This is a genomic window from Variovorax sp. 350MFTsu5.1 (genome assembly GCF_048302515.1).
In the GTDB taxonomy this organism is placed as follows: Bacteria; Pseudomonadota; Gammaproteobacteria; order Burkholderiales; family Burkholderiaceae_C; genus Variovorax; species Variovorax guangxiensis.
This window is the reverse complement of record NZ_CP157620.1, coordinates 6,763,921-6,784,283: the sequence shown is the minus strand read 5'-3', so window position 1 is coordinate 6,784,283 and position 20,363 is coordinate 6,763,921. Positions and strand designations below refer to the sequence as shown.

The window sequence follows — 20,363 nt, the reverse complement described above, 5'->3', positions numbered from 1 at the left end:
CCACAGTCTGCCTCAGTGATGGTGCCCGTGCGCCCCATGAACATGCCGGTGCTCGATCTCCACCGGCTGCGCCGCGCGCACATCAGTCACCTGCAGGCTGAACTTCAGCGCCTTGCCGGCCCAGGGATGGTTGCCGTCGAGCAGCACGACCGGGCCCTTGATCTTCATCACGGTGAAGACGTGCTCGCGGCCGTCGTCGAGGCGGCCCTGCAGCTGGCCGCCGACCTTCACGCCGGGCGGGAAGTCGGACTTGGGGATGCTGCGCACCAGCGTTTCGTCGCGGTGGCCGAAGGCGTCTTCGGGGGCCAGGTTCAGCACGGTCTGGTAGCCCTTTTCCTTGCCGTCGAGCGCTTCCTCGATCTTGGGCAGCGTGTTCTCGTAGCCCCCATGCAGGTAGGCCATCGGCTCGGGGCTCGCCTCGATGAGCTTGCCCTGGGCGTCGGAGACTTTGTACTTGATGGTGACGACGGTGTCTTTTGCGATTTTCATTGCAACAGTTTCTTGAATCCAAAGTGTTGGATTAAATCATTAGATGTCGTCAATGTTAGCGAATCCTATGAGTTGTTCCTCTGCTGCAATGGATTGTCGCCACTCTTGTAGCATATTGATTTGCAGTTTGATTGCGGTTAGCAGATGTTGGTCAAACTCATTTGCAAATTTCTCCCCTCTATCTCTAGAAATTTGCAGATAGCTTCTTTGTGTAGATGTTGGATCATTCAGGAAGCCAATATTCCAAGGAGTGGCTGCATTTTGAAAAAGAAGACGAAAAGCTCTACTGTCAAGAGCTTGCTGATGGTAGGTTAACGATGGCCGATTTCGCTGAGTGTAATATGCTGGCTGTTTGGTGCCATCCCGCTCAACAAAGCTCTTTTTAACTCCAAGTCCTTCTAAATACCTATGAACATCCAAAATGCCAACTTCAGAGATATCTGAGAGTATGCTTGAGAGGCTGGAATGAAGGTCGGGTATTAGGAAGTATTTCGTTGCGCGATGAGTGTCTATTTGCTGCAGAAAAAGTAACTCTTGCTGCCAGTAGCTCCAACGGTCAGCAACGAGTTTTTCGTAAAAACTCTTTGCCACATCTTCAGGTCTGGATTTTATGTAGCGGGCGGCGAAGAATTCAGCAACACTTGAATGAACAAAGGTAGTCTTCTTCCCTTCCTCCACAAGCAAGCACGTTATTTTTCTGATGTCATATAAAAAATCATCTGCGTTAGCAGAAGATTTTGTGGCTGACAGACTTGCTGCTGCGAGAGTATGAAGTAGTTCATTTTCAATCGTTGCGAGCTGGCGCTTTCGGGTGGAGAAGCATAGGGCTTCGAAAGCCTGTTGAATTTCTCGATCGGTGAGTTTTGTCTTTCTCGACCGTCTCCATCCTAATTTCGAACCATCATGCCGAATGAGGAGGATTTGAAACAGCTCCTCATAGAATTCTGAGAATTCCAAGGGGATTTTTTGCGCCGCTCGATAAGATATTGCAAGCAGTGTCGCCAGCAAAGGTGTAACAACCAGTTGTTTGATTTGTAGAGGGGAGGCATTGATTGCGGCAACTAATTTGTCTGCAAATGCCGAATCGCCTCGAGTTACTTTTTTATAAAATGGGCGAAGATCGTCAAGGGAGAGTGGTGCGACGTCGAGGGAGTGGAAGTTCGTGAGATGTTTGCACTCCGAGTCGGGTCGAGAGGTAATTACTATTCTGCATGTGCTGTATTTATTGCTCAAATCCTCAAGCTGACTCATGAGTGTGGAAATAAATTGAGGCTCCACCTCATCGAAACCATCAAGTAGGAAGGTTATTTTTCCTTGAACAGCAAAGAATTTAAATAATTCAGCGTCTGCATTGATATCTAAAAGGGCGCCAAGCCTGGTAATTAGATGCATCTCCAAAGTATTGCTTCCTACATTTCGGAGCTCGCAGAGTAACGGTACACGCGTGCCAGATCGTATTTCTTTGCCCAACAGGTAACGCAGAAGGATTGATTTTCCTTGGCCGGCAGTTCCGAAAAGGAGGTTGTGTAAGTCAGGTAGATCGTCTAAAGAGGCAAGCTGCGTTCTATTGTTGCCAGAGCTGGTCGTGTAATTGACCGATACAGGATAGAAAAAACTGCTCAAGCTCAGAGGCCGATCGGTGTGCCAGATTGTTTTTATTCGCTGACTTTCCCAAAGGCGTTTGTGGAGCTCTCGAATTTTCGAGGCTGTCTTAATTTGGCCAATTTTTTCCTGCAACTTCCCGGATGCAGTCAGATATAAATTTTCAAATGGCTTGCGGAGCAGCGAAATGGGTACTGTGAAATCTGGCATTTGTTTTTTGCTTTTATGTCTTAGCTGAAATTAATTCATTATCGATTTAATATGCGCTTGTGCCGGATATAGCGGGTTTTGAAACCCCGATTCAATAAGTCTTTGTACGGTAGGTTGTCTCGCTTTGTATCGGGTAACAACCCTGAAGAAGGCCGACTTCAAACTGAGTCAGATGGTTCGGCAAAGTCGACGTACATCCTGGTTGCCTAAAGGACAGTCGGTGAGGCCGTGACGAGCTTGCCCATCACCAGCCCGATGAAGGCCGACACCGCCAGCGGCAGGTGCTTGCGGCTCGGATAAACCACGTTGAGCCCCCGGCCGGCGTACTCGTACTGCGGCAGCACGCGCACCAGCTGGCCGGCCTGCTCGTCGCGCGTGGCCATGGCGGGCGGCAGCTGCGCGATGCCCAGCCCGGCCAGCGCGGCCCTGCGCAGCGCCTGGGCGGTGTTGCCGGTGAAGCGGCCGGTGACCTGCACTTCTTCCTCCACGCCGTCGGGGCCGGTGAGGCGCCAGGTGGTGTGGCCGGTGGGCGTCGAGGGTGTCACGCAGTCGTGTCCGGCCAGATCCTGCAGGCTGTGGGGTTCACCGCGCCGCGCGAGGTAGGCGGGGCTCGCGAGCAGGCCGGCGCTGCGGGTGGCCAGGCGCCGGCCGACGTAGCCGGAGTCGCGCAGCACGCCGCCGCGGAAGGCCACGTCGATCCGCTCGGCGATCAGGTCGGCGGACGCGTCGCTGAGCACGAAGTCGAGCTTGACAAGTGGATGCTCGGCCAGGAAGTCGGCCACCCATTCCATGGGGAAGAAATCGAAGAAGTCCGCCGGCGCGGCCACCCGCACGAGGCCGCTGGGCTCCTGGCCGCCGGCCGCCAGCGCCTGCCCGGCGGCGGCCAGGCCGTCGATCAGGCCGGCGCACCGGTCGTGGAAATCCTGCCCGGCGCTGGTGAGCGTGAGCTTGCGGGTGGAGCGCTGCATCAGCCGGGTGCCGAGCTGCGATTCGAGCTGCTGGATGCGCCGGCTCACGGTGTTGGGCGGCAGGCCCAGCCGCCGGGCGGCCTCGGCGAAGCTGCCGTGGCGTACCACCTGGACGAAGACGGCGACGTCGTTGAGGTCGAACATGGCGGCTGATTCCTTCAATTTGTGGACGAGTGCAATCCGACTCTACCGTCTAGTCGACCAATGGGTGCGTGCCTAACCTTCTGCCCATGACTTCCACATCACTCGCTTCCCCCACGCAACGCCGCATCGTCTGGGGCGTGCGCATCCTGCTGGCCCTGGCTTTCGGCGCTGCCGGAGCCGCCAAGCTGGCCGGCGCGCCGCAGATGGTCCAGGTGTTCGACGCCATCGGCTTCGGCCAGTGGTTCCGCTACGTGACGGGCCTCGTCGAGGTCGGCGGCGCCGTGCTGCTGCTGGTGCCAGCGACCGGCTTCCTCGGCGGCCTGCTGCTGTTCGCGACCATGGTCTGTGCCGTGGCCACGCACCTCGCGCTGATCGGCGGCAACCCGGCGCCGGCTGTGGTGCTGGCTGCGCTGTCGGGCTTCGTCGCCTGGCGGCTGTGGCCCGTGCCGCAACCGGCCACGGCCGCCTGAGCTTCCCTTCATTCTTCTTCTTCTTCTTTTTTCTTCCAGACCCCACGGAGTACCTCATGACCGCACAACAACCCCGCATCGGCATCATCCTCGGCTCCACCCGCGAACGCCGCTTCGGCGAGAAGCCCGCGCAGTGGATCCACGAGATCGCGAAGCAGCGCACCGACCTTGCCTTCGAGCTGGTCGACCTGCGCGACCACCCGCTGCCCCTTTTCGACGAAGCCGGCGCGCCGGCCTGGGGCCCGGTGAAGAACGAGGCCGCCCAACGCTGGCAGGCGAAGCTGGCCAGCTTCGACGGCCTGATCGTCGTCACGCCCGAGTACAACCACGGCCCCAGCGCGGTGCTGAAGAACGCCATCGACTGGGCCTACAAGGAATTCATCCGCAAGCCGATCGGCTTCGTGGGCTACGGCGGCGTGGGTGCTGCGCGCGCGGTCGAGCAGCTGCGGCTGGTGGCCGTCGAGATGCAGATGGCGCCGGTGCGCCATGCGGTGCACATCGGCATGGTCGAATTCCTCGGCATCTGGCAGCAGGGCAAGAGCTTCGGCGACTTCCCGCACCTCGCGCAGGCGGCCACGGCGCTGCTCGACGACATCGCCTGGTGGACGAAGGCACTGAAGACCGCAAGGGAGGCCGTATGACCGCCGCAGTCGCAACGCGGGCCCGCGCCATCGTCTACCGTACGCGCGGTTCGCGCCACGGCGGCATCACGCGGCTGATGAGCCCAGGCGACCTGGGCGAGTTCCTCAAGCCCTTCGTGTTCCTGGACCTCTTCGGCTTCGACGTCACGGGCGGCCACAAGGGCTTCGGCCTGCATCCGCACTCGGGCATCGCCACGCTGACCTGGCTGATGGAAGGCGACACGCAGTACGAGGACACCACCGGCGAGCAGGGCACGCTGCATGGCGGCGGCGTCGAGTGGATGCGCGCCGGCAACGGCGTGTGGCACACCGGCGCGCCCGCGCCCGGCGTGGAGCGCGTGAGCGGCTTCCAGCTGTGGGTGGCGCTGCCGCCCTCGGAAGAGAACGCGCCCGCGCAGAGCATGTACCTCGCGCCCTCGCAGGTGCCGCAGGAAGGCCCGGCGCGCGTGCTGCTCGGCCGATACGGCGCGGCGCAGAGCCCCGTCGCGGCGCCCTCGCCGATGAACTACCTGGCCGTGAAGCTGAAGGACGGCGAGCGCTGGAGCTATGTGCCGCCGGCCGGCCACACCGTGGGCTAGGTCGCGGTCGACGCAGGCAGCCTTGAGGCGGGCGATGACACCGGCGGCCCCATCGCCGCCGGCGAGCTCGCGGTGTTCGAGGAATCGGGCGCGGCCATCGACTTCGTGGCCTATGGCGACACCTCCTTCGTGCTGGGCTCGGCAGTGAAGCATCCGCACGAACTGGTGATGGGCTACTACTCGGTGCACACCAGCAAGGCCGCGCTCGAGCAGGGCGAGGCCGAGATCCGGCGCATCGGCGCGAAGCTGCGGCAGGAAGGGCGGCTCGCCTAGCCCGCCGGGTAGTAAGTAACCCGGCGTGCGCCGGGCGGGCGGCTGCGCCAGAATCGTTCGCTTCATCCTTCATCGAACGATCCGGCTGGTTTTGCAGCCAGCCTCAGCCCCGCCATGAACATCGCCGATTCCTTCGTCACCAACGCCGCCCGCTTCGTCGAGATCCGGCGCGACATCCACGCGCACCCCGAGCTCGGCTTCGAGGAGCACCGCACCTCCGACAAGGTCGCGAAGCTTCTCGCCGAGTGGGGCATCGAGGTGCACCGCGGCATCGCGGGCACGGGGCTCGTCGGTGTGCTGCGCAAGGGCACGGGCAGCCGCACCATCGGCCTGCGCGCCGACATGGACGCGCTGCCGCTGCACGAGGCCAACGAGTTCGCCCACAAGTCGACCAACCCCGGCCGCATGCACGCCTGCGGCCACGACGGCCACACCACCATGCTGCTGGCCGCCGCCTGGCACCTGTCGCAGCAAGGGCCCGACGACTTCGACGGCACGGTGAATTTCATCTTCCAGCCCGCCGAGGAGATGGGCAAGGCCGGCGCGAAGAAGATGATCGACGAGGGCCTGTTCGAGCGCTTCCCGTGCGACGCCGTCTTCGGGCTGCACAACTTCCCGGTGGGCGACGTGGGCCGCTTCGCGCTCAACGAAGGCGCGCTGATGGCCTCGAGCAACACCTACATGATCACCGTGCGTGGGCGCGGCACCCATGCCTCGATGCCCCACACAGGCATCGACCCGGTGGCGGCGGTGGTCACGCTCGCGCAGCAGCTGCAGACCATCGTGGCGCGCACCATCCCGAGCACCGAGCGTGCGCTGCTCGCCGTCACGCAGCTGCAGGGCTCCGATGCACCGAACGTGATTCCCGACGTCGCCACCGTCGGCGGCACCATCCGCACCTTCTCCATCGACGCCATCGACAAGCTCGAGGCCCGCCTGCGTGAAGTGGCGGCTGGCGTGGCGGCGGCGCACGGCTGCACCGCCGAGGTGTTCTTCAAGCGCTCGTCGCCGCCGACCGTGAACCACCCGGCCGAGGCGCGCTTCGCGGCCGGTGTGATGCGCGAGGTGGTGGGCGACGACATGGTCACCGACGACTTCCCCGCCGTGATGGGCGCCGAAGACTTCGCCCACATGCTGCTCGCGCGGCCCGGCTGCTATGCCTTCCTCGGCAACGGCGACGGCGACCACCGGCTCGACGGCCACGGGCCCGGGCCTTGCATCATCCACAACACCTCGTTCGACTTCAACGACGAGATCATCCCGATCGGCGCGAGCTACTTCGTGAAGCTGGTGCAGCGCTGGCTGCCGGCGCGCGGCTGATCGGCATTCCCTTTTCCTGTTGATGATGAAAGCGGCCACCCAGATGAGCACGACCCCGTTCACCCGACGTTCTCTCGCAGCCTTTTTCGCAGCCGGCGCCGCTGCTTTGGCGATCGGCGTTCCGGCGCATGCGCAGCAGCGCGTGATCCACATCGTCGTGCCCTTCGGCACCGGCGCGGTGCAGGACACGGTGGCGCGCGCCTTCAACAACGAGCTGGGCGCCGCGCTGAACGCCAGCGCCATCGTCGAGAACCGCGCGGGCGCGGGCGGCACCGTGGGCGCGGCCATCGTGGCGCGCGCGCCGGCCGACGGCAACACGCTGATCCTCGCGGCCGCGAGCCACAACATCGCGGGCTTTCTCTACAGCAAGCTCAGCTACGACCCGCTGAAGGACTTCGTCGGCGTCGCCAACGTCGGCAACGCGGGCTATGTGCTGGCGGTGGCCAGCGGCATGGGCGTGTCGAGCACGGCCGACTTCATCAAGGAGGTCAAGGCCAACCCCGGCAAGTACAACTACGCCTCCGCCGGCAACGGCAGCGCCACGCACCTGGCGATGGCCTCCTTCCTCGCGAAGGCCGGCCTGCAGATGACGCACATCCCCACCAAGTCGACCGGCGAGGCCGTCAACGAGGTGCTCGCTGGCCGCGTGCAGGCGGTGATCTCCTCGAGCATCGGCGTGATCGGCTTCCAGGACGATGCCCGCATGAAGCTGCTGGCCTCCACCGGCCAGTCGCGCAGCCCCTTCCTGCCCAAGCTGCCGACCGTGGCCGAGAGCGGGCTGCCGGGCTACGCCTTCGACTCGTGGATCGGCCTGCTCGCCCCCGCCGGCACGCCCAAGGCCGAGGTCGAGCGCCTGAACGCCGCAGCCAACAAGGTGCTGGCCGACCCGGCGATCCAGGAGCGCTTCAAGCGCCTGGGCGTGGAGCCGCGCAGCCAGAGCGCGGAGGAGTTCCAGAAACTGCTGCGCGCGGATTGGGATGCGATGGGGGCGGTGGTGAAGGCGTCGGGGGCCAAGGTCGACTGACGGCGTGAAATTACAAGCCTGACCCTATATTCAATAAAAATAAGGCAAGGCCGATATTTTGACAAAACAAGCCAGGGCCGATATTCTGCAAACGCAATGGACTATCCCCTGCGCTTCGTCGATCAGCTGCGGCCGCACCTCAAGGCCCTGCGCAAGCAGCGCGGCCTGACGCAGGCGCAGGTCGGTGCCCTCGTCGGCGTCAGCCAGGCCCGCATCGCGGAGATCGAGGCGAACCCCGGCGCGGTCAGCTTCGAGCAGCTGATGAAGCTGCTGTCGGCGCTGGGCGCCTCCTTCTGCCTGCGCGAGGAGGCAGTGCCGAGCCCTGCGCCGGTGGCGGCGGAAGAACCCGCGCTGTACGACGCGGTGAAGCTTCCGCCCGGCCCATGGACCGCCACGCCGATGAGCGACCAGTCGGTGCTGGTGCGCCTGGAAGCCGAATCGCCGGGTGCGCCGGGCGAATCGCTTCGCGCGCTCCAGGCGCTGAACCCCGGCAAGGACGTCAAGCCCACCTCGCGCCGGAACTTCGTCGTCCGGCCCAAGAGGGAGTCGTGGTGACGCAGGCCCTCGACGCCTGGATGAACGGAGAGCGCGTAGGCACCTGGATCGTCGAGCGCGGCGCCCATTCCTTCCGCTATGACCCGGCGTGGTTCGAATCGCCGCGGCGGCGGTCGCTGTCGCTGTCGATCCCGCTCAACAGCGCGCTCGAGGTTCGCGGCGAGGTGGTCCGCAACTACTTCGACAACCTGCTGCCCGACAACGACAGGATTCGCGCGCGGCTGCGCAACCGCTTCCGGCTCAAGGACGCCACGGCCTTCGGCCTGCTCGAAGCCATCGGCCGCGACTGTGTCGGTGCCGTTCAACTCGTGCCCGAAGGCGCCGTGCCGCAAGGCTGGAACGCCATCGACTGCGAGCCGCTGGACGAGGCGCAGATCGCCGACCTGCTGCAGGCCGTTCCGTCCGAAGACGTGCCGCAAGGCATGCGCGACGAAGACCTGTTTCGCATCTCGCTGGCCGGCGCGCAGGAAAAGACGGCGCTGACCCGCTGGAATGGCGCATGGTGCCGGCCGCATGGCGCCACGCCCACCACGCACATCGTGAAGCTGCCGCTCGGGCTGATCGGCGGCTCCAGGCGCGTCGACGCCTCCGACTCGGTGCAGAACGAATGGCTGTGCGCGCAGATCGTGCTGGCCCTCGGCCTGCCGGTGGCTCCGACTTCCATGGCCACCTTCGGCGGGCAGACGGTGCTGATCGTGGAGCGCTTCGACCGCGAGTGGATGGACGGCGGTACCTGGATCGCACGCCTGCCGCAGGAAGATTTCTGCCAGGCCCTGGGCCTGCCGTCAGAAAGGAAGTACGAGCAGCACGGCGGGCCCGGCATGTCGAAGTGCCTGCAGCTGCTGCAAGGCAGCAGGAGCGCGGAAGACGGCGCGCGCTTCCTGCTCGCGCAGCTGGCTTTCTTCCTGCTCGCGGCCACCGACGGGCATGCCAAGAACTTCTCTATCCACCTCCAGCGCGGCGACGCCTACGAGATGACGCCGCTGTACGACGTCATCTCGATGTGGCCGTATTTCGGCGATGGCGCCAATCAGTTCCAGCCGCGCAAGGCGGGCCTGGCGATGGCGATCCGCTCGAGCAACGCGCACTACGTGTTCCAGACCATCCAGGCCCGCCACTGGCATGGCCTGGCGATGAAGAACGGCGGCATCGACGTGTGGAACGCAATGCTCGACCTGGTGGCATCGGTGGACGCCGCGCTGGGCGAGGTCGAGGCTCTGCTGCCGCCGGACTTTCCCGCGCGCACCTGGGAGGCCATCTCGCAGGGCATGCGAGGCGAGGCGAAGCGATTCCTCGCGGGCGCCGACATCGCCTCGCGGGAGGCTGCTCAGGACTCCGCGCTCAGGATTCCGAAGTGAACCCGATCTGCTTCACCAGCGGCCCCCAGCGCTCGTACTCGGCCTTCTGGTCGGCGGCCATGTCCTGCGGCGTGCCGCCGTTCGCGACCAGGCCGACCAGGGCCAGCGCGTCGATCACGGCCTTGTCCTTCAGCGCCCGGGTGATGGCCGCGTTGGCGGTGGCGATGGTGGCGGCGGGCGTCCTGGCGGGCGCGTAGAAGCCGAACCACTCCTCGGAGGTCACGTCGGGGTAGCCCAGCTCCGCGAAGGTCGGCACGTCGGGCAGGAAAGGCGAGCGCTTCTTGCCGGAAGTGGCCAGCACGCGGATGCGGCCGGCCTTCACGTACTGCAGGTAGTCGCCGCTGGGGTTCATGGCCGCCGCGATCTGGCCGCCCACCAGGTCGGTGATGCTGGGCACGGTGCCGCGATAGGGCACGTGCTTGAGATCGACGCCCGCGCGCATGCCCAGCAGCGCGCCCAGCAGGTGCGGCATGGAGCCGGCGCCGGGCGAGCCGTAGCTGGCCTTCTCGGGGTTGGCCTTGGCCCAGGCCAGGAAGTCCTTCAGCGTCTTGACCTCGGCCGGGACCGAAGGACCCACGGCCAGGCCGTGGAACATCACCGCGCCGATGGAAACGGCCGTCACGTCCTCGGGCTTGTACGAGAGCTTCGGATAGATGTACGGATACACCGAGAGCGCCGAGACGGGTGCCAGCGCCAGCACCGAGCCATCGGCCGGCGCGGCCTTGAGCGTCTCCAGTGCGATGCGCCCGCCCGCGCCGGGCTTGTTCTCGACGTAGCCGGGGTTCTTGCTGTAGGGCGTGCCGCCGAGCTTCTCGGCCACGCGGCGCGCCACGCTGTCCCCGGCGCTGCCGGGAGGAAAGCCGTAGATGACCTTCACCTGCTCCAGCGCCTGCGCGAGGGCGGCGAAGGGCGTCAGTGCGCCGGTGGCGGCGGCGCCTGCCATGGCGTTGAGGAAGTGGCGTCGTTGCATGTGCTGTGTCTCCTTGAGTTTGTGTGTTTGCGAAAGGGCTGGGGAAAACGGAAGGCGGCCCGGGAGGCTGCCGCGGAATCAGGCCGCCGCGCGCCGGCGGGCGTAGTCGATGAAGAACGCAAGGCTGCGCGGGTTCTGCATGCTGTCGGGGCTCGCCACCTTGTCGGCCGGCGTGCCCAGCAGCAGCTTGCGCAGGGGCACTTCCATCTTCTTGCCGCTGAGCGTGCGCGGGATCTCGTCCACCTGCACGACGTCGTCGGGCACGTGGCGCGCCGACGCCTTGGTGCGGATGGCGGCGCGGATGCGCTCGATGAGGGCCGCGTCGAGCGCCATGCCCGGCTGCAGCACCACGAACAGCGGCATGAACGAAGGCCGGCCCAGGTATTCGAGGTCGACCACGACGCTGTCGCGCACCTCGAGCAGCTGCTCGACCACGCGGTAGATCTCGGCGGTGCCCATGCGGATGCCGAACCGGTTGATGGTGCTGTCGGAGCGCCCGTAGATCACCGCGCTGCGCCGTGGCGTGAAGCGGATCCAGTCGCCGTGGCGCCAGACGCCGGGGAAGGTCTCGAAGTAGCTTTCGCGGTAGCGCCGGTTCTCCGGATCGTTCCAGAAGTACAGCGGCATCGAGGGCATGGGCCTGGTGATGACCAGCTCGCCCACCTCATCGATCACGGGCCGGCCGGCGTCGTCGAATGCGTACGCCGCCACGCCGAGTTCGGGGCACTGGATCTCGCCGGCGTGCACCGGCAGGCTGGGCGCGCACGCCACGAAGCCCGAGGCGATGTCGGTGCCGCCGCTGATCGATGCCAGCCAGAGGTCGGGCTTGACGGCGTCGTAGACCCACAGATAGGCCTCCACCGGCAGCGGCGAGCCGGTCGCGTTGATGGCGCGCAGCCGCTCCAGGTTCGCGGTGTTGCGCGGGCGCAGGCCGTCCTTCATGCAGTTGGCCAGGTAGGCCGCGCCGCAGCCGAACAGCGTGACGCCCTGTTCGCCGATGAAGCGCCACAGCGCGCCGGCGTCGGGCCAGGCGGGGTTGCCGTCGAACAGCACGATGCTCGCGCCGGTCAAAAGCGCGCCCACCTGCAGGTTCCACACGATCCAGCCGGTGCTGCCGAGGAACAGCAGCCGGTCGCCTGCGCGCAGGTCGTGCTGCAGCGCCATGGTCTTCAGGTGCGTGAGCACGATGCCGCCGTGGCCGTGCACCATCGCCTTGGGCAGGCCGGTGGTGCCCGACGAATAGACGATCCACAGCGGGTGGTCGAAAGGCAGGCGCTCGTAGCGCGGCGGCGCGTCCTCGCGCAGCGCGTCGGCCCAGTCGACGCGGTCGCGCCAGTCGGGTGCCGATGCCTCGTCGGCCGGGCCCGGCACGTGGACCACGCGCTTCACGCTGGGCAACTCGGCCAGCAACTCCTTCACCTGGGCGCTGCGGTCGTGGTGCTTGCCGTTGTAGCGGTAGCCGTCGGTCGCCAGCAGCAGGCAGGGCTCGACCTGGCGCAGCCGGTCGAGGACCACGCCGGGGCCCATGTCCGGCGCGCAGCTCGACCAGATGGCGCCGATGCTGGCGCAGGCCAGGAAGGCGACGACGGTCTCCGGCCAGTTGGGCAGGTAGCCCGCCACCCGGTCGCCGGGGCCGATGCCCCATGCGCGCATCTGCCCGGCCAGCGCGGCGGCGTCGCGCTCCAGCTCGGCCCACGACATGGCGCGCAGCGGCGCGTCTTCCCGGCGCGCGATGATCGCCGGGCTTGCCGGGTCATTGCCCACTCTGCGGAACACGTTCTCGGCGTAGTTCAGCCGCATGCCGGGAAACCACTGCGCACCGGGCATCCCGCGCTGCCCGAGCACCGGTTGCGTGTCGCCCTCGCCCACGACGCCGAAATACTCCCGGATCGATTGCCAGAAGAGTTCCAGCGAGTCCACGGACCACTGCCAGAGCTCCTCGTAGCCGCCCGCCGGCACGCCGTGGCGTTCGGCCAGCCATTGCTGGTAGGCATGGAGGCCGCTGGCACGGACCTGTTCGGCCGAGGGGGTCCACAGCAGCTGGCCGTGGGCGTCGGAAGGGGGCGAATCGTGCATCGTGCGGCTGGAATCCGGAGGGCCGCCCGGCGGGCGGTTCGGGCCGAATTGTTCGGGCGATGCGGAAGCGATACTGTTGAAAATGAGACATTTGACTTAAGGGTTTGCCCGTTGGAAAAGAAGCCAGACGAACTGCCGGACGCGCTTCGCCAGGGCGCATCGCAGCCGCCGCCTTCCCGGCGCCCGAAGGCGGACGGGCCCGCCGGCTTCGGCATCGGCGAGCTGCTTCGCCTGTCGTCGTGGAGCGCGCCCTTTCCCGCGCCGCTGCGCAAGCGGGTGATGGAGCGCATGCGCGAGCACCGGGTGTCGCGCGGCCAGCTGCTGGCGCGGCGCGGCGAGATCCCGTCGGCCTGGTTCGGGCTGATGGAGGGGCTGCTCAAGACCTCGGTGCTCGCCGCCGACGGCCGCAGTTCCACGCTCGGCGGCATCCTGCCGGGCTGCTGGTTCGGCGAGGGCGCGCTGCTGCGCGGCAAGCCCCGCCATGCCGACTACGTGGCGCTGCGCGACAGCCGTGTGGCGCTGCTGCCGCAGGACGACTTCGCCCGCCTGCTGCAGGAGCATCCGCCCTTCAAGGACTTCATCTACGGCCAGATCAACGAGCGCCTGCACTACTTCATGGACCACGTGGGCGACGTGCGGCTGATGCGCGGCCCCGCGCGCGTGGCGAATGCGCTGTGCGGGCTGGCCCATCCGCTGAACAATCCGCTCGGGCTGATCCACCTGCCCATCGCGCAGGACGAACTCGCCGCCATCGCCGGCGTCTCGCGCCAGCGCTGCAACCTCGCGCTGCAGCACATGCAGGCCGAAGGCTGGCTGCACGTGGGCTACGGGCAACTGACCCTGCTCGCGCTGGAGCCGATCGCGGGCATGGCGCGGGCGGGCTGATCCGCTGCTGCTTCGGCGCCCCGCCCTATGCGCCTGTAGGACGCCGGCGGATTGAACTCCGCATCCTCCAAAGCCATGCTCTGGCGGTGCCTCCGGCGCACCGTGCGCGGGGGCGGAAAGGACTTTCCATGAATTCGACGTCGCCCCTCGAACAGCCTGCGGCCATGCGCGCGGGCGGATCGCCCAAGGTGCTCTGGGCCGTGATCGGCGTGCTGGCCATCGCGGTCGCGGCGCTGGGCGGGGTGCTGCTGCACAGGCAAGGGCAGGAAACGGCCGCGCCTGCATCCACGCCCGTGGCCGCCGCGGCGACCGCCCCGGCGCCCGACGACTTCAAGCCCGAAGCCATGCCACCCGCGCCCGCCATGCCGCCGCCTGCCGTCGGTGGCTACGCTGGTGCAGCCGGCACGGCCCCGCAGTCGATGGCCGCCGTGCCGCAGGCGGCGCCTGGTCCCGCGAACTCGACGACGGTTGCGGCTGCCGAGCCTGCGCCCGCCATGCCGGCCGCGCCCGCTTGCGCGGTCTGCGGCCGCGTCGAGTCGGTCCGGCCGGTGCAGCGCCAGCAGAAGACCACGGGCGTGGGGGCGGTCACGGGCGGCGTTGTCGGCGGCCTCGTCGGCAACCAGTTCGGCCACGGCAACGGCCGCGTCGCCACCACGGTGCTGGGCGCTGTGGGCGGCGGTTTCGCCGGCAACGCCATCGAGAAGCACGTGCGCACCGTCACCGTCTACGAGGTGGGCGTGCGCATGGACGATGGCCGGCTGCGCACGGTCGAGACGAAGACGGCGCCGCCGATCGGCAAGCCAGTCACGCTGCAGCGCGGCGTGCTGCGCCCGGCCGACGGCCACAAGTAAGCCGGCGGGCCTCCTGCGGGGCCAGGGCCGCGCGCCCTGCGCCGCCGCCTCCGTATCACAGAAGAACACGACGCAAAAGAGCGATTGCCCGAAAAGTATCTTGACCGTATATCCTTAATATATTTAGAGTGCGGCGTTTTCCACCGCACATCCGAAGGAGCGATCAAGTGAGCAATCCCCGCTGGCAGGGCGTCTTTCCCGCCGTCACCACCAAGTTCAATGCCGACGAGAGCATCGACGCCGAGGGCACGGCCCGGCACATCGACTTCCAGATCCGCAACGGCATCCACGGCCTCGTCACCTGCGGCTCGCTCGGCGAGGCCAGCACGCTGACGCTGGAGGAGAAGCTGCAGGTCGCGAAGATCGCGCTCGAAGCCGCCGACGGCCGCATCCCGGTGCTGGCCAACGTCTCGGAAACCAGCACCCGCGAGGCGCTGCGCTACGTCGACGGCGCCAACAGGCTCGGCGTGGCCGGCTTCATGGTGATGCCCTCGGTGATCTACGTGGCCGACGCGCGCGAGGCGATGCTCAACGTGCGCACCATCGCCAACGCGGCGCAGAAACCCATCATGGTCTACAACAACCCGGTGGCCTACCGCGTCGACCTGAAGCCCGCGCACATGGCCGAGCTGGCCGACTGCGAATGGATCGCCGCCATCAAGGAAAGCACCGACGACATCCGCCGCATCACCGACCTGCGCAACACCGTGGGCGACCGCTACCAGCTCTTCCTCGGCGTGGACGACCTCGCCTACGAGGGCCTGGCGCTGGGCTGCGACGGCCTGCTCGCCGGCGTGGGCTGCGCCTTCCCGCGCGAGACGGTGGCGCTCTACGACCTCATGAAGGCCGGCAAGTTCGCCGAGGCGCTCAAGCTCTACCAGTGGATGACGCCCATGCTGCACCTCGACGTGTCGACCAAGCTGGTGCAGAACCTCAAGCTCATCGACGCGCTCGTGGGCGTGGGCACCGAGCACATGCGCCGCCCGCGCCTGCCGCTCATCGGCGCCGAGCGCGAGTTCATCGAAGGCATCGTGAAGAAGGCCCTCGCGACGAGGCCTGTTCAATACCAGTCGGTCATGTAATAAACCGACGGTGCGCCGGCACCGGCTTACCGGTCGGCTGCCGGCCGCGTGTTTTTCATCGTCCCCAACCCAGCAGGAAGAAGCATGAAGACAAAAGCAGGCATGGTTTCGTTTCTCGGTCTCGCAGCCCTGGCCCTCGCCGGCCAGGCGCATGCGCAGGAGCAGGTGGTCAAGATCGGCCACAGCGGTCCTCTCTCGGGCCCCAACGCCTTCGCGGGCAAGGACAATGAAAACGGCGTGCGCCTCGCCATCGAGGAGCTCAACGCGAAGAAGCTCGTGGTCGGCGGCAAGACGCTGAAGTTCGAGCTGGTCTCCGAAGACGACCAGTGCGACGCCAAGACCGGCGTGAGCGTGGCGCAGAAGTTCGTGGACGACGGCGTCAAGTTCGTCATGGGCCCGTACTGCTCGGGCGTGGCCATTCCGGCTTCGCGCGTCTACAGCGACGGCGGCACCATGGTCTCGACCGTGGGCACCAACCCGAAGGTCACCCAGGGCGGCTACAAGAACCTCTACCGCATCATCGCGAGCGACAACCAGATCGGCGGCGCCATGGCCGTGTATGCGGCCAAGGAGATGAAGCTGAAGAAGGTCGGCGTGATCGACGACCGCACCGCCTTCGGCCAGGGCCTCGCCGAGGAGTTCACCAAGGAGGCCAAGAAGCAGGGCCTCACCGTGGTCGGCCAGGAGTTCACCACCGACAAGGCCGTGGACTTCACCGCCATCCTCACCAACATGAAGGCCAAGGCGCCCGAGGCCATCTTCTTCGGCGGCTACGCCCCGCAGGCCGCGCCCATGGCGCGCCAGATGAAGCAGCTCGCCGTGCCCGGCAAGCTGCTGGGCGGCGACACCGTCTGCAGCCCCGCCACCGGCAAGCTCGGCGGCGATGCGGTCAACGACCTGGTGTTCTGCGCGCAGGGCGGCTCCATCCTCGAGAAGGCGCAGAGCGGCCCGGCCTTCAAGGAGAAGTTCAAGAAGCGCTTCAACGTCGATCCCGACGCCTACGCCGCCTCGTACTACGACCAGGTGCTCTTCATCGGCGAGTCGATGAAGAAGGCCAACTCCATCGACCCCGACAAGGTCGGCGCGGAGCTCTACAAGGCCACCTACAAGGGCGTGGCCGCGACCTACGCCTACGACGACAAGGGCAACATGAAGCAGGCGCCGATCACCGTGTTCACCTTCAAGAACGCGGCGCCGGTGCCCATCGCCAGCTACTGAAGCAGAAAGAACGGACCACGCCACATGCAGCGCATCCAGGTCATCGACTCACACACGGGCGGCGAGCCCACGCGCTTGGTGGTCGGGGGCTTCCCCGACCTGGGCAAGGGCAGCATGGCCGAGCGCCGCGCGCTGCTGGCCGAGCGGCACGACAGGTGGCGCGCCGCCGCCGTGCTGGAGCCGCGCGGCAGCGACGTGGTGGTGGGCGCGCTGCTTTGCGAGCCGGTCTCGGCCGACGCAGCAGCCGGCGTCGTCTTCTTCAACAACGCCGGCTACCTCGGCATGTGCGGCCACGGCACCATCGGGCTGGTGGCCAGCCTCGCGCACATGGGGCGCATCGGCGTGGGCGAGCACCGCATCGAGACGCCCGTGGGCACCGTGACCACCACGCTGCACGAAGACGGCTCGGTGAGCGTGCGCAACGTGCCCGCCTACAGGCACCTGCGGCAGGCGGCGGTCGAGCTGCCGGGCCACGGCACCGTGCGCGGCGACGTGGCCTGGGGCGGCAACTGGTTCTTCCTGGTGAGCGAGCACGGCCAGAGCGTGGCGAGCGACAACCTCGCCGCGCTCACCGACTACACCGCCGCCCTGCGCAAGGCCCTGGCGGCGCAGGGCATCACCGGTGCCGACGGCGCCGAGATCGACCACATCGAACTCTTCGCCGACGACAGCGAAGGCGCCGACAGCCGCAACTTCGTGCTGTGCCCCGGCAACGCCTACGACCGCTCGCCCTGCGGCACCGGCACCAGCGCCAAGATCGCCTGCCTGGCGGCCGACGGCAAGCTCGCGCCGGGCGAAGTGTGGAAGCAGGCCAGCGTGATCGGCAGCGTCTTCGAGGCCAGCTATGCGCTCGACGGCGAAGGCCGCGTCGTTCCCACGCTGCGCGGCCGCGCGCACATCAGCGCCGAGGCGACGCTGCTGATCGACGACGCCGACCCCTTCGGCTGGGGCATCCGGCTCTGACGTCGGGCGCAGCGGGCGGAATGGACGCGGACGTCATCGTCATCGGCGCCGGCATCGTCGGCGCCGCGTGCGCGCATGCGCTTGCTCAAGCCGGCGCGAAGGTGCTGGTGCTCGACGCGGGCATCGGCGGTGCCACCGGCGCGGGCATGGGCCACCTCGTGGCGATGGACGACAACCCGGCCGAGCTCGAGCTGAGCCGCCGTTCGATCGCGCAATGGCGCGAGCTCGCGCCGCGCATGAGCGAAGACTGCGCATACAGCCCCTGCGGCACGCTGTGGATCGCCGCCAGCGACGAGGAGATGGCCGAGGCCGAACGCAAGCAGCAGCGGCTTCGCGCGCACGGCATCGACAGCCGCCTGCTCGACGCGCACCAGCTCGCGGCCGCCGAGCCCGCGCTGCGCAAGGGCCTCGCCGGTGCGCTCGAAGTGCCGGGCGACGGCATCCTCTACGCACCCAACGCGGCGCGCTGGCTGCTCGCCCAGCAGGCGGCATCGGTCCGCGTCGAGCAGGCGAAGGTCGAGGCCATCGAGGACGGCGGCGCGCTGCGCCTGGCCGACGGCAGCCGTCGCGCCGCGCCGCAGGTCGTGCTCGCCAACGGGATCCAGGCGACCACGCTCTGCCCCGAACTGCCGATCCGTCCGAAGAAGGGCCACCTGCTCATCACCGACCGCTATCCGGGCACGGTGCATCACCAGCTCGTCGAGCTCGGCTACGTCACCAGTGCGCACCACAGCGAGGGCGACTCGGTCGCCTTCAACGTGCAGCCGCGTCCCACGGGGCAGCTGCTGATCGGCTCCTCGCGCCAGTTCGACACCACCGACGCGGCCGTGGAAGCGCCGATGCTGGCGCGCATGCTCCAGCGCGCCCTGGAATACCTGCCGGGGCTCGCCAGCCTCAACGCGCTGCGTTCGTGGACCGGCATGCGCGCGGCCTCGCCCGACGGCCTGCCGTTGCTGGGCAAGCACCCATGGCGCGAGAAGCTCTGGCTCGCCGTCGGCCACGAAGGCCTGGGCGTGACCACCGCGCCCGGCAGCGCGCATTTGCTCGCCGCGCTGATGACCGGCGCGGCACCCGGTTTCGACGCCGCACCCTATGCGCCGCGCGGCCTGCGGGAGGCCGCATGAACAACGGCCACACCCTGCTGCACATCGACGGCCATCCGGTCCGCGTGCAGGCGGGCAGCTCGGTCGCCGCCGCACTGCGCGTGGCCGGCGGCATGGGCGTCGCGCGCACGTCGGTCACGGGCCAGCCGCGCGCGCCCTTCTGCGGCATGGGCGTGTGCCAGGAGTGCCGTGTGCTGATCGACGGCAAGCGCAGGCTCGCGTGCCAGACGGTGTGCGCCGAGGGCATGCGCGTGGAGACTTTGGAATGAACGGCGTCGTGCCCGAGCGCTGCGACGTGCTCGTCATCGGCGCCGGCCCTGCCGGCATGGCGGCGGCTGTTGCGGCCGCACCGAGCGGCGCATCGATCGTCGTGATCGACGACAACCCCGCGCCCGGCGGACAGATCTGGCGCGACGGCCCCGGTGCCAGGCTGCCGCCCGCCGCGCGCAAGTGGCGCGATGCGCTCGAACGCCACGCCAACATCCGCGTGCGCAGCGGCACGCGCGTGGTCGCCGCGCCCGGGCCCGGCGAGTTGCTGCTCGAAGACGCCGACGGCGCCGTGCGCATGCGATGGGGCAAGCTCGTCCTCTGCACCGGCGCGCGCGAACTGCTGCTGCCCTTTCCCGGCTGGACGCTGCCCGGCGTGACCGGGGCTGGCGGCCTGCAGGCGCTCATCAAGGCCGGCCTGCCGGTCGAGGGCGAGCGCATCGTCATCGCGGGCAGCGGCCCTCTGCTGCTGGCCGCCGCAGCCACCGCGCGCGCGGCGGGCGCGAGGGTGCTGCGCATCGCCGAGCAGGCTTCGTTCGCCTCGGTCGCGCGCTTCGGTGCCAGCCTCGCGCGCTGGCCCGGCAAGGCGGCACAGGCCGTCACGCTGGCCGACCCTTGCTATCGCACTTCGTCGCACGTGGTCTCGGCGGGTGGCGCCGCGCAGGTCGAGTCGGTGCGCCTGCGCCAAGGTAACGGCAAGGAGGTGGAGATCGCCTGCGACCGCATCGCCTGCGGCTTCGGCCTCGTGCCCAACACGCAGCTCGGCCGCATGCTCGGCTGCGCGCTGGCTTCGGACGGCTTCAGCGCGCGGGGCCTACAGGTCGATGCGCGGCAGGCCACCAGCGTGCCCGGCATCTTCGCGGCGGGCGAGTGCACCGGCTTCGGCGGCAGCGAGCGTGCGCTGGCGCAGGGCAGCATCGCCGGCCATGCGGCGGTGGGCAACGAGCGTGCCGCCGCCGCCCACGAAGGCGAACGCGCCCGCTGGGATGCCTTCGCCGCGCAGCTGCACCGCAGCTTCGCGCTGCATGCCGACATCCGCACCTTGCCCCAGCCCGACACGCTCGTGTGCCGCTGCGAGGACGTGCCCTTCTCTGCGCTGAAAGACTGCAGCGGCTGGACCGACGCCAAGCTGCACCGCCGCTGCGGCATGGGCGCCTGCCAGGGGCGCGTGTGCGGCGACGCGGCGCAGTTCCTCTTCGGATGGACACCGCCCGCGCCGCGCCCGCCGCTGTCGCCGGTGCGCATTGCCACGCTCTCTGGCCTCGCGGGCGAAGGCGTGGACGCCCGACAATGACGCCGCCGCATCCGCAGAACAA

The 20,363-nt window shown here is 67.5% G+C and carries 19 protein-coding genes and 1 pseudogene; 15 read left to right on the top strand and 5 right to left on the bottom strand.

The window, feature by feature from the left end; genetic code table 11:
• Positions 1-12 precede the first annotated feature (12 nt).
• The 3 genes from ABL843_RS30995 to ABL843_RS30985 form a co-directional block, all read right to left on the bottom strand.
• Positions 13-489 (bottom strand): FKBP-type peptidyl-prolyl cis-trans isomerase, encoded by a 477-nt coding sequence (locus tag ABL843_RS30995; protein ID WP_418118523.1) that lies wholly within the window; start codon positions 487-489, stop codon positions 13-15.
• 39 nt (positions 490-528) lie between these two features.
• Positions 529-2,301 (bottom strand): NACHT domain-containing protein, encoded by a 1,773-nt coding sequence (locus ABL843_RS30990; RefSeq protein ID WP_418118522.1) that lies wholly within the window; start codon positions 2,299-2,301, stop codon positions 529-531.
• Between the two features lie 206 nt (positions 2,302-2,507).
• Positions 2,508-3,413, bottom strand: a complete 906-nt coding sequence (locus ABL843_RS30985; protein WP_418118521.1) for a LysR family transcriptional regulator — start codon at positions 3,411-3,413, stop codon at positions 2,508-2,510.
• Positions 3,414-3,499: 86 nt separating this feature from the next.
• Here ABL843_RS30985 and ABL843_RS30980 point away from each other — a divergent pair, with 86 nt between their 5' ends.
• The 7 genes and pseudogenes from ABL843_RS30980 (at position 3,500) to ABL843_RS30950 (ending at position 9,632) form a co-directional block, all read left to right on the top strand.
• The gene (locus ABL843_RS30980) at positions 3,500-3,883 is read left to right on the top strand and encodes a DoxX family protein (protein WP_126020973.1); all 384 of its coding nucleotides are present in this window, start codon (positions 3,500-3,502) and stop codon (positions 3,881-3,883) included.
• Positions 3,884-3,939: 56 nt separating this feature from the next.
• A complete protein-coding gene (locus ABL843_RS30975) occupies positions 3,940-4,524 on the top strand; it encodes an NADPH-dependent FMN reductase (RefSeq protein WP_418118520.1) in 585 nt (194 codons plus the stop codon).
• A pseudogene (locus ABL843_RS30970) lies at positions 4,521-5,375 on the top strand (pirin family protein). Before ABL843_RS30975 ends, ABL843_RS30970 begins: the two are co-directional and overlap by 4 nt.
• A gap of 114 nt (positions 5,376-5,489) precedes the next feature.
• Positions 5,490-6,695 (top strand): M20 aminoacylase family protein, encoded by a 1,206-nt coding sequence (locus ABL843_RS30965; RefSeq protein ID WP_184639227.1) that lies wholly within the window; start codon positions 5,490-5,492, stop codon positions 6,693-6,695.
• A gap of 43 nt (positions 6,696-6,738) precedes the next feature.
• Positions 6,739-7,719, top strand: a complete 981-nt coding sequence (locus ABL843_RS30960; RefSeq protein WP_126020981.1) for a tripartite tricarboxylate transporter substrate-binding protein — start codon at positions 6,739-6,741, stop codon at positions 7,717-7,719.
• Positions 7,720-7,815: 96 nt separating this feature from the next.
• The gene (locus tag ABL843_RS30955; RefSeq protein WP_418118519.1) at positions 7,816-8,274 is read left to right on the top strand and encodes a helix-turn-helix domain-containing protein; all 459 of its coding nucleotides are present in this window, start codon (positions 7,816-7,818) and stop codon (positions 8,272-8,274) included.
• Positions 8,268-9,632: a HipA domain-containing protein gene (locus ABL843_RS30950; protein WP_418118518.1), complete on the top strand. Its 1,365-nt coding sequence runs from the start codon at positions 8,268-8,270 to the stop codon at positions 9,630-9,632. The genes ABL843_RS30955 and ABL843_RS30950 overlap by 7 nt, the downstream gene beginning before the upstream one ends.
• Here the strand turns inward: ABL843_RS30950 and ABL843_RS30945 are convergent.
• Together ABL843_RS30945 and ABL843_RS30940 are read right to left on the bottom strand one after the other, a co-directional pair.
• Entirely contained in the window at positions 9,616-10,602 is a 987-nt protein-coding gene (locus ABL843_RS30945) for a Bug family tripartite tricarboxylate transporter substrate binding protein (protein WP_418118517.1), read from the bottom strand. The genes ABL843_RS30950 and ABL843_RS30945 overlap by 17 nt on opposite strands.
• A gap of 78 nt (positions 10,603-10,680) precedes the next feature.
• Positions 10,681-12,678 (bottom strand): acetoacetate--CoA ligase, encoded by a 1,998-nt coding sequence (locus ABL843_RS30940; RefSeq protein WP_418118516.1) that lies wholly within the window; start codon positions 12,676-12,678, stop codon positions 10,681-10,683.
• 111 nt (positions 12,679-12,789) lie between these two features.
• On the opposite strand from ABL843_RS30940, the gene ABL843_RS30935 reads away from it, so the two are divergent.
• From ABL843_RS30935 to ABL843_RS30900, 8 genes are all read left to right on the top strand, one after another.
• Positions 12,790-13,563 carry a Crp/Fnr family transcriptional regulator gene (locus ABL843_RS30935; RefSeq protein WP_418118515.1) on the top strand — a complete coding sequence of 258 codons (774 nt, stop codon included), beginning with the start codon at positions 12,790-12,792 and terminating at the stop codon, positions 13,561-13,563.
• Positions 13,564-13,691: 128 nt separating this feature from the next.
• Positions 13,692-14,414: a glycine zipper 2TM domain-containing protein gene (locus ABL843_RS30930; RefSeq protein ID WP_418118514.1), complete on the top strand. Its 723-nt coding sequence runs from the start codon at positions 13,692-13,694 to the stop codon at positions 14,412-14,414.
• 167 nt (positions 14,415-14,581) lie between these two features.
• Positions 14,582-15,496 (top strand): dihydrodipicolinate synthase family protein, encoded by a 915-nt coding sequence (locus tag ABL843_RS30925; RefSeq protein ID WP_369660319.1) that lies wholly within the window; start codon positions 14,582-14,584, stop codon positions 15,494-15,496.
• 84 nt (positions 15,497-15,580) lie between these two features.
• Entirely contained in the window at positions 15,581-16,714 is a 1,134-nt protein-coding gene (locus ABL843_RS30920) for a branched-chain amino acid ABC transporter substrate-binding protein (RefSeq protein WP_126020994.1), read from the top strand.
• A gap of 24 nt (positions 16,715-16,738) precedes the next feature.
• A complete protein-coding gene (locus ABL843_RS30915; RefSeq protein WP_418118513.1) occupies positions 16,739-17,677 on the top strand; it encodes a 4-hydroxyproline epimerase in 939 nt (312 codons plus the stop codon).
• 20 nt (positions 17,678-17,697) lie between these two features.
• The gene (locus tag ABL843_RS30910; RefSeq protein ID WP_418118512.1) at positions 17,698-18,801 is read left to right on the top strand and encodes an NAD(P)/FAD-dependent oxidoreductase; all 1,104 of its coding nucleotides are present in this window, start codon (positions 17,698-17,700) and stop codon (positions 18,799-18,801) included.
• Entirely contained in the window at positions 18,798-19,049 is a 252-nt protein-coding gene (locus ABL843_RS30905; protein ID WP_369660322.1) for a (2Fe-2S)-binding protein, read from the top strand. Before ABL843_RS30910 ends, ABL843_RS30905 begins: the two co-directional genes overlap by 4 nt.
• The gene (locus ABL843_RS30900) at positions 19,046-20,341 is read left to right on the top strand and encodes an FAD-dependent oxidoreductase (RefSeq protein ID WP_418118511.1); all 1,296 of its coding nucleotides are present in this window, start codon (positions 19,046-19,048) and stop codon (positions 20,339-20,341) included. Before ABL843_RS30905 ends, ABL843_RS30900 begins: the two co-directional genes overlap by 4 nt.
• Positions 20,342-20,363: the final 22 nt, after the last annotated feature.

What these genes read in the sequence shown, in the direction of transcription:
- ABL843_RS30940 (WP_418118516.1), bottom strand. Translation starts at nt 12,678, where the DNA reads ATGCACGATTCGCCCCCTTCCGACGCCCACGGCCAGCTGCTGTGGACC.
- ABL843_RS30900 (WP_418118511.1), top strand. Translation starts at nt 19,046, where the DNA reads ATGAACGGCGTCGTGCCCGAGCGCTGCGACGTGCTCGTCATCGGCGCC.
- ABL843_RS30960 (WP_126020981.1), top strand. Translation starts at nt 6,739, where the DNA reads ATGAGCACGACCCCGTTCACCCGACGTTCTCTCGCAGCCTTTTTCGCA.
- ABL843_RS30985 (WP_418118521.1), bottom strand. Translation starts at nt 3,413, where the DNA reads ATGTTCGACCTCAACGACGTCGCCGTCTTCGTCCAGGTGGTACGCCAC.
- ABL843_RS30980 (WP_126020973.1), top strand. Translation starts at nt 3,500, where the DNA reads ATGACTTCCACATCACTCGCTTCCCCCACGCAACGCCGCATCGTCTGG.
- ABL843_RS30915 (WP_418118513.1), top strand. Translation starts at nt 16,739, where the DNA reads ATGCAGCGCATCCAGGTCATCGACTCACACACGGGCGGCGAGCCCACG.
- ABL843_RS30945 (WP_418118517.1), bottom strand. Translation starts at nt 10,602, where the DNA reads ATGCAACGACGCCACTTCCTCAACGCCATGGCAGGCGCCGCCGCCACC.
- ABL843_RS30975 (WP_418118520.1), top strand. Translation starts at nt 3,940, where the DNA reads ATGACCGCACAACAACCCCGCATCGGCATCATCCTCGGCTCCACCCGC.
- ABL843_RS30955 (WP_418118519.1), top strand. Translation starts at nt 7,816, where the DNA reads ATGGACTATCCCCTGCGCTTCGTCGATCAGCTGCGGCCGCACCTCAAG.
- ABL843_RS30965 (WP_184639227.1), top strand. Translation starts at nt 5,490, where the DNA reads ATGAACATCGCCGATTCCTTCGTCACCAACGCCGCCCGCTTCGTCGAG.
- ABL843_RS30920 (WP_126020994.1), top strand. Translation starts at nt 15,581, where the DNA reads ATGAAGACAAAAGCAGGCATGGTTTCGTTTCTCGGTCTCGCAGCCCTG.
- ABL843_RS30930 (WP_418118514.1), top strand. Translation starts at nt 13,692, where the DNA reads ATGAATTCGACGTCGCCCCTCGAACAGCCTGCGGCCATGCGCGCGGGC.
- ABL843_RS30910 (WP_418118512.1), top strand. Translation starts at nt 17,698, where the DNA reads ATGGACGCGGACGTCATCGTCATCGGCGCCGGCATCGTCGGCGCCGCG.
- ABL843_RS30990 (WP_418118522.1), bottom strand. Translation starts at nt 2,301, where the DNA reads ATGCCAGATTTCACAGTACCCATTTCGCTGCTCCGCAAGCCATTTGAA.
- ABL843_RS30995 (WP_418118523.1), bottom strand. Translation starts at nt 489, where the DNA reads ATGAAAATCGCAAAAGACACCGTCGTCACCATCAAGTACAAAGTCTCC.
- ABL843_RS30905 (WP_369660322.1), top strand. Translation starts at nt 18,798, where the DNA reads ATGAACAACGGCCACACCCTGCTGCACATCGACGGCCATCCGGTCCGC.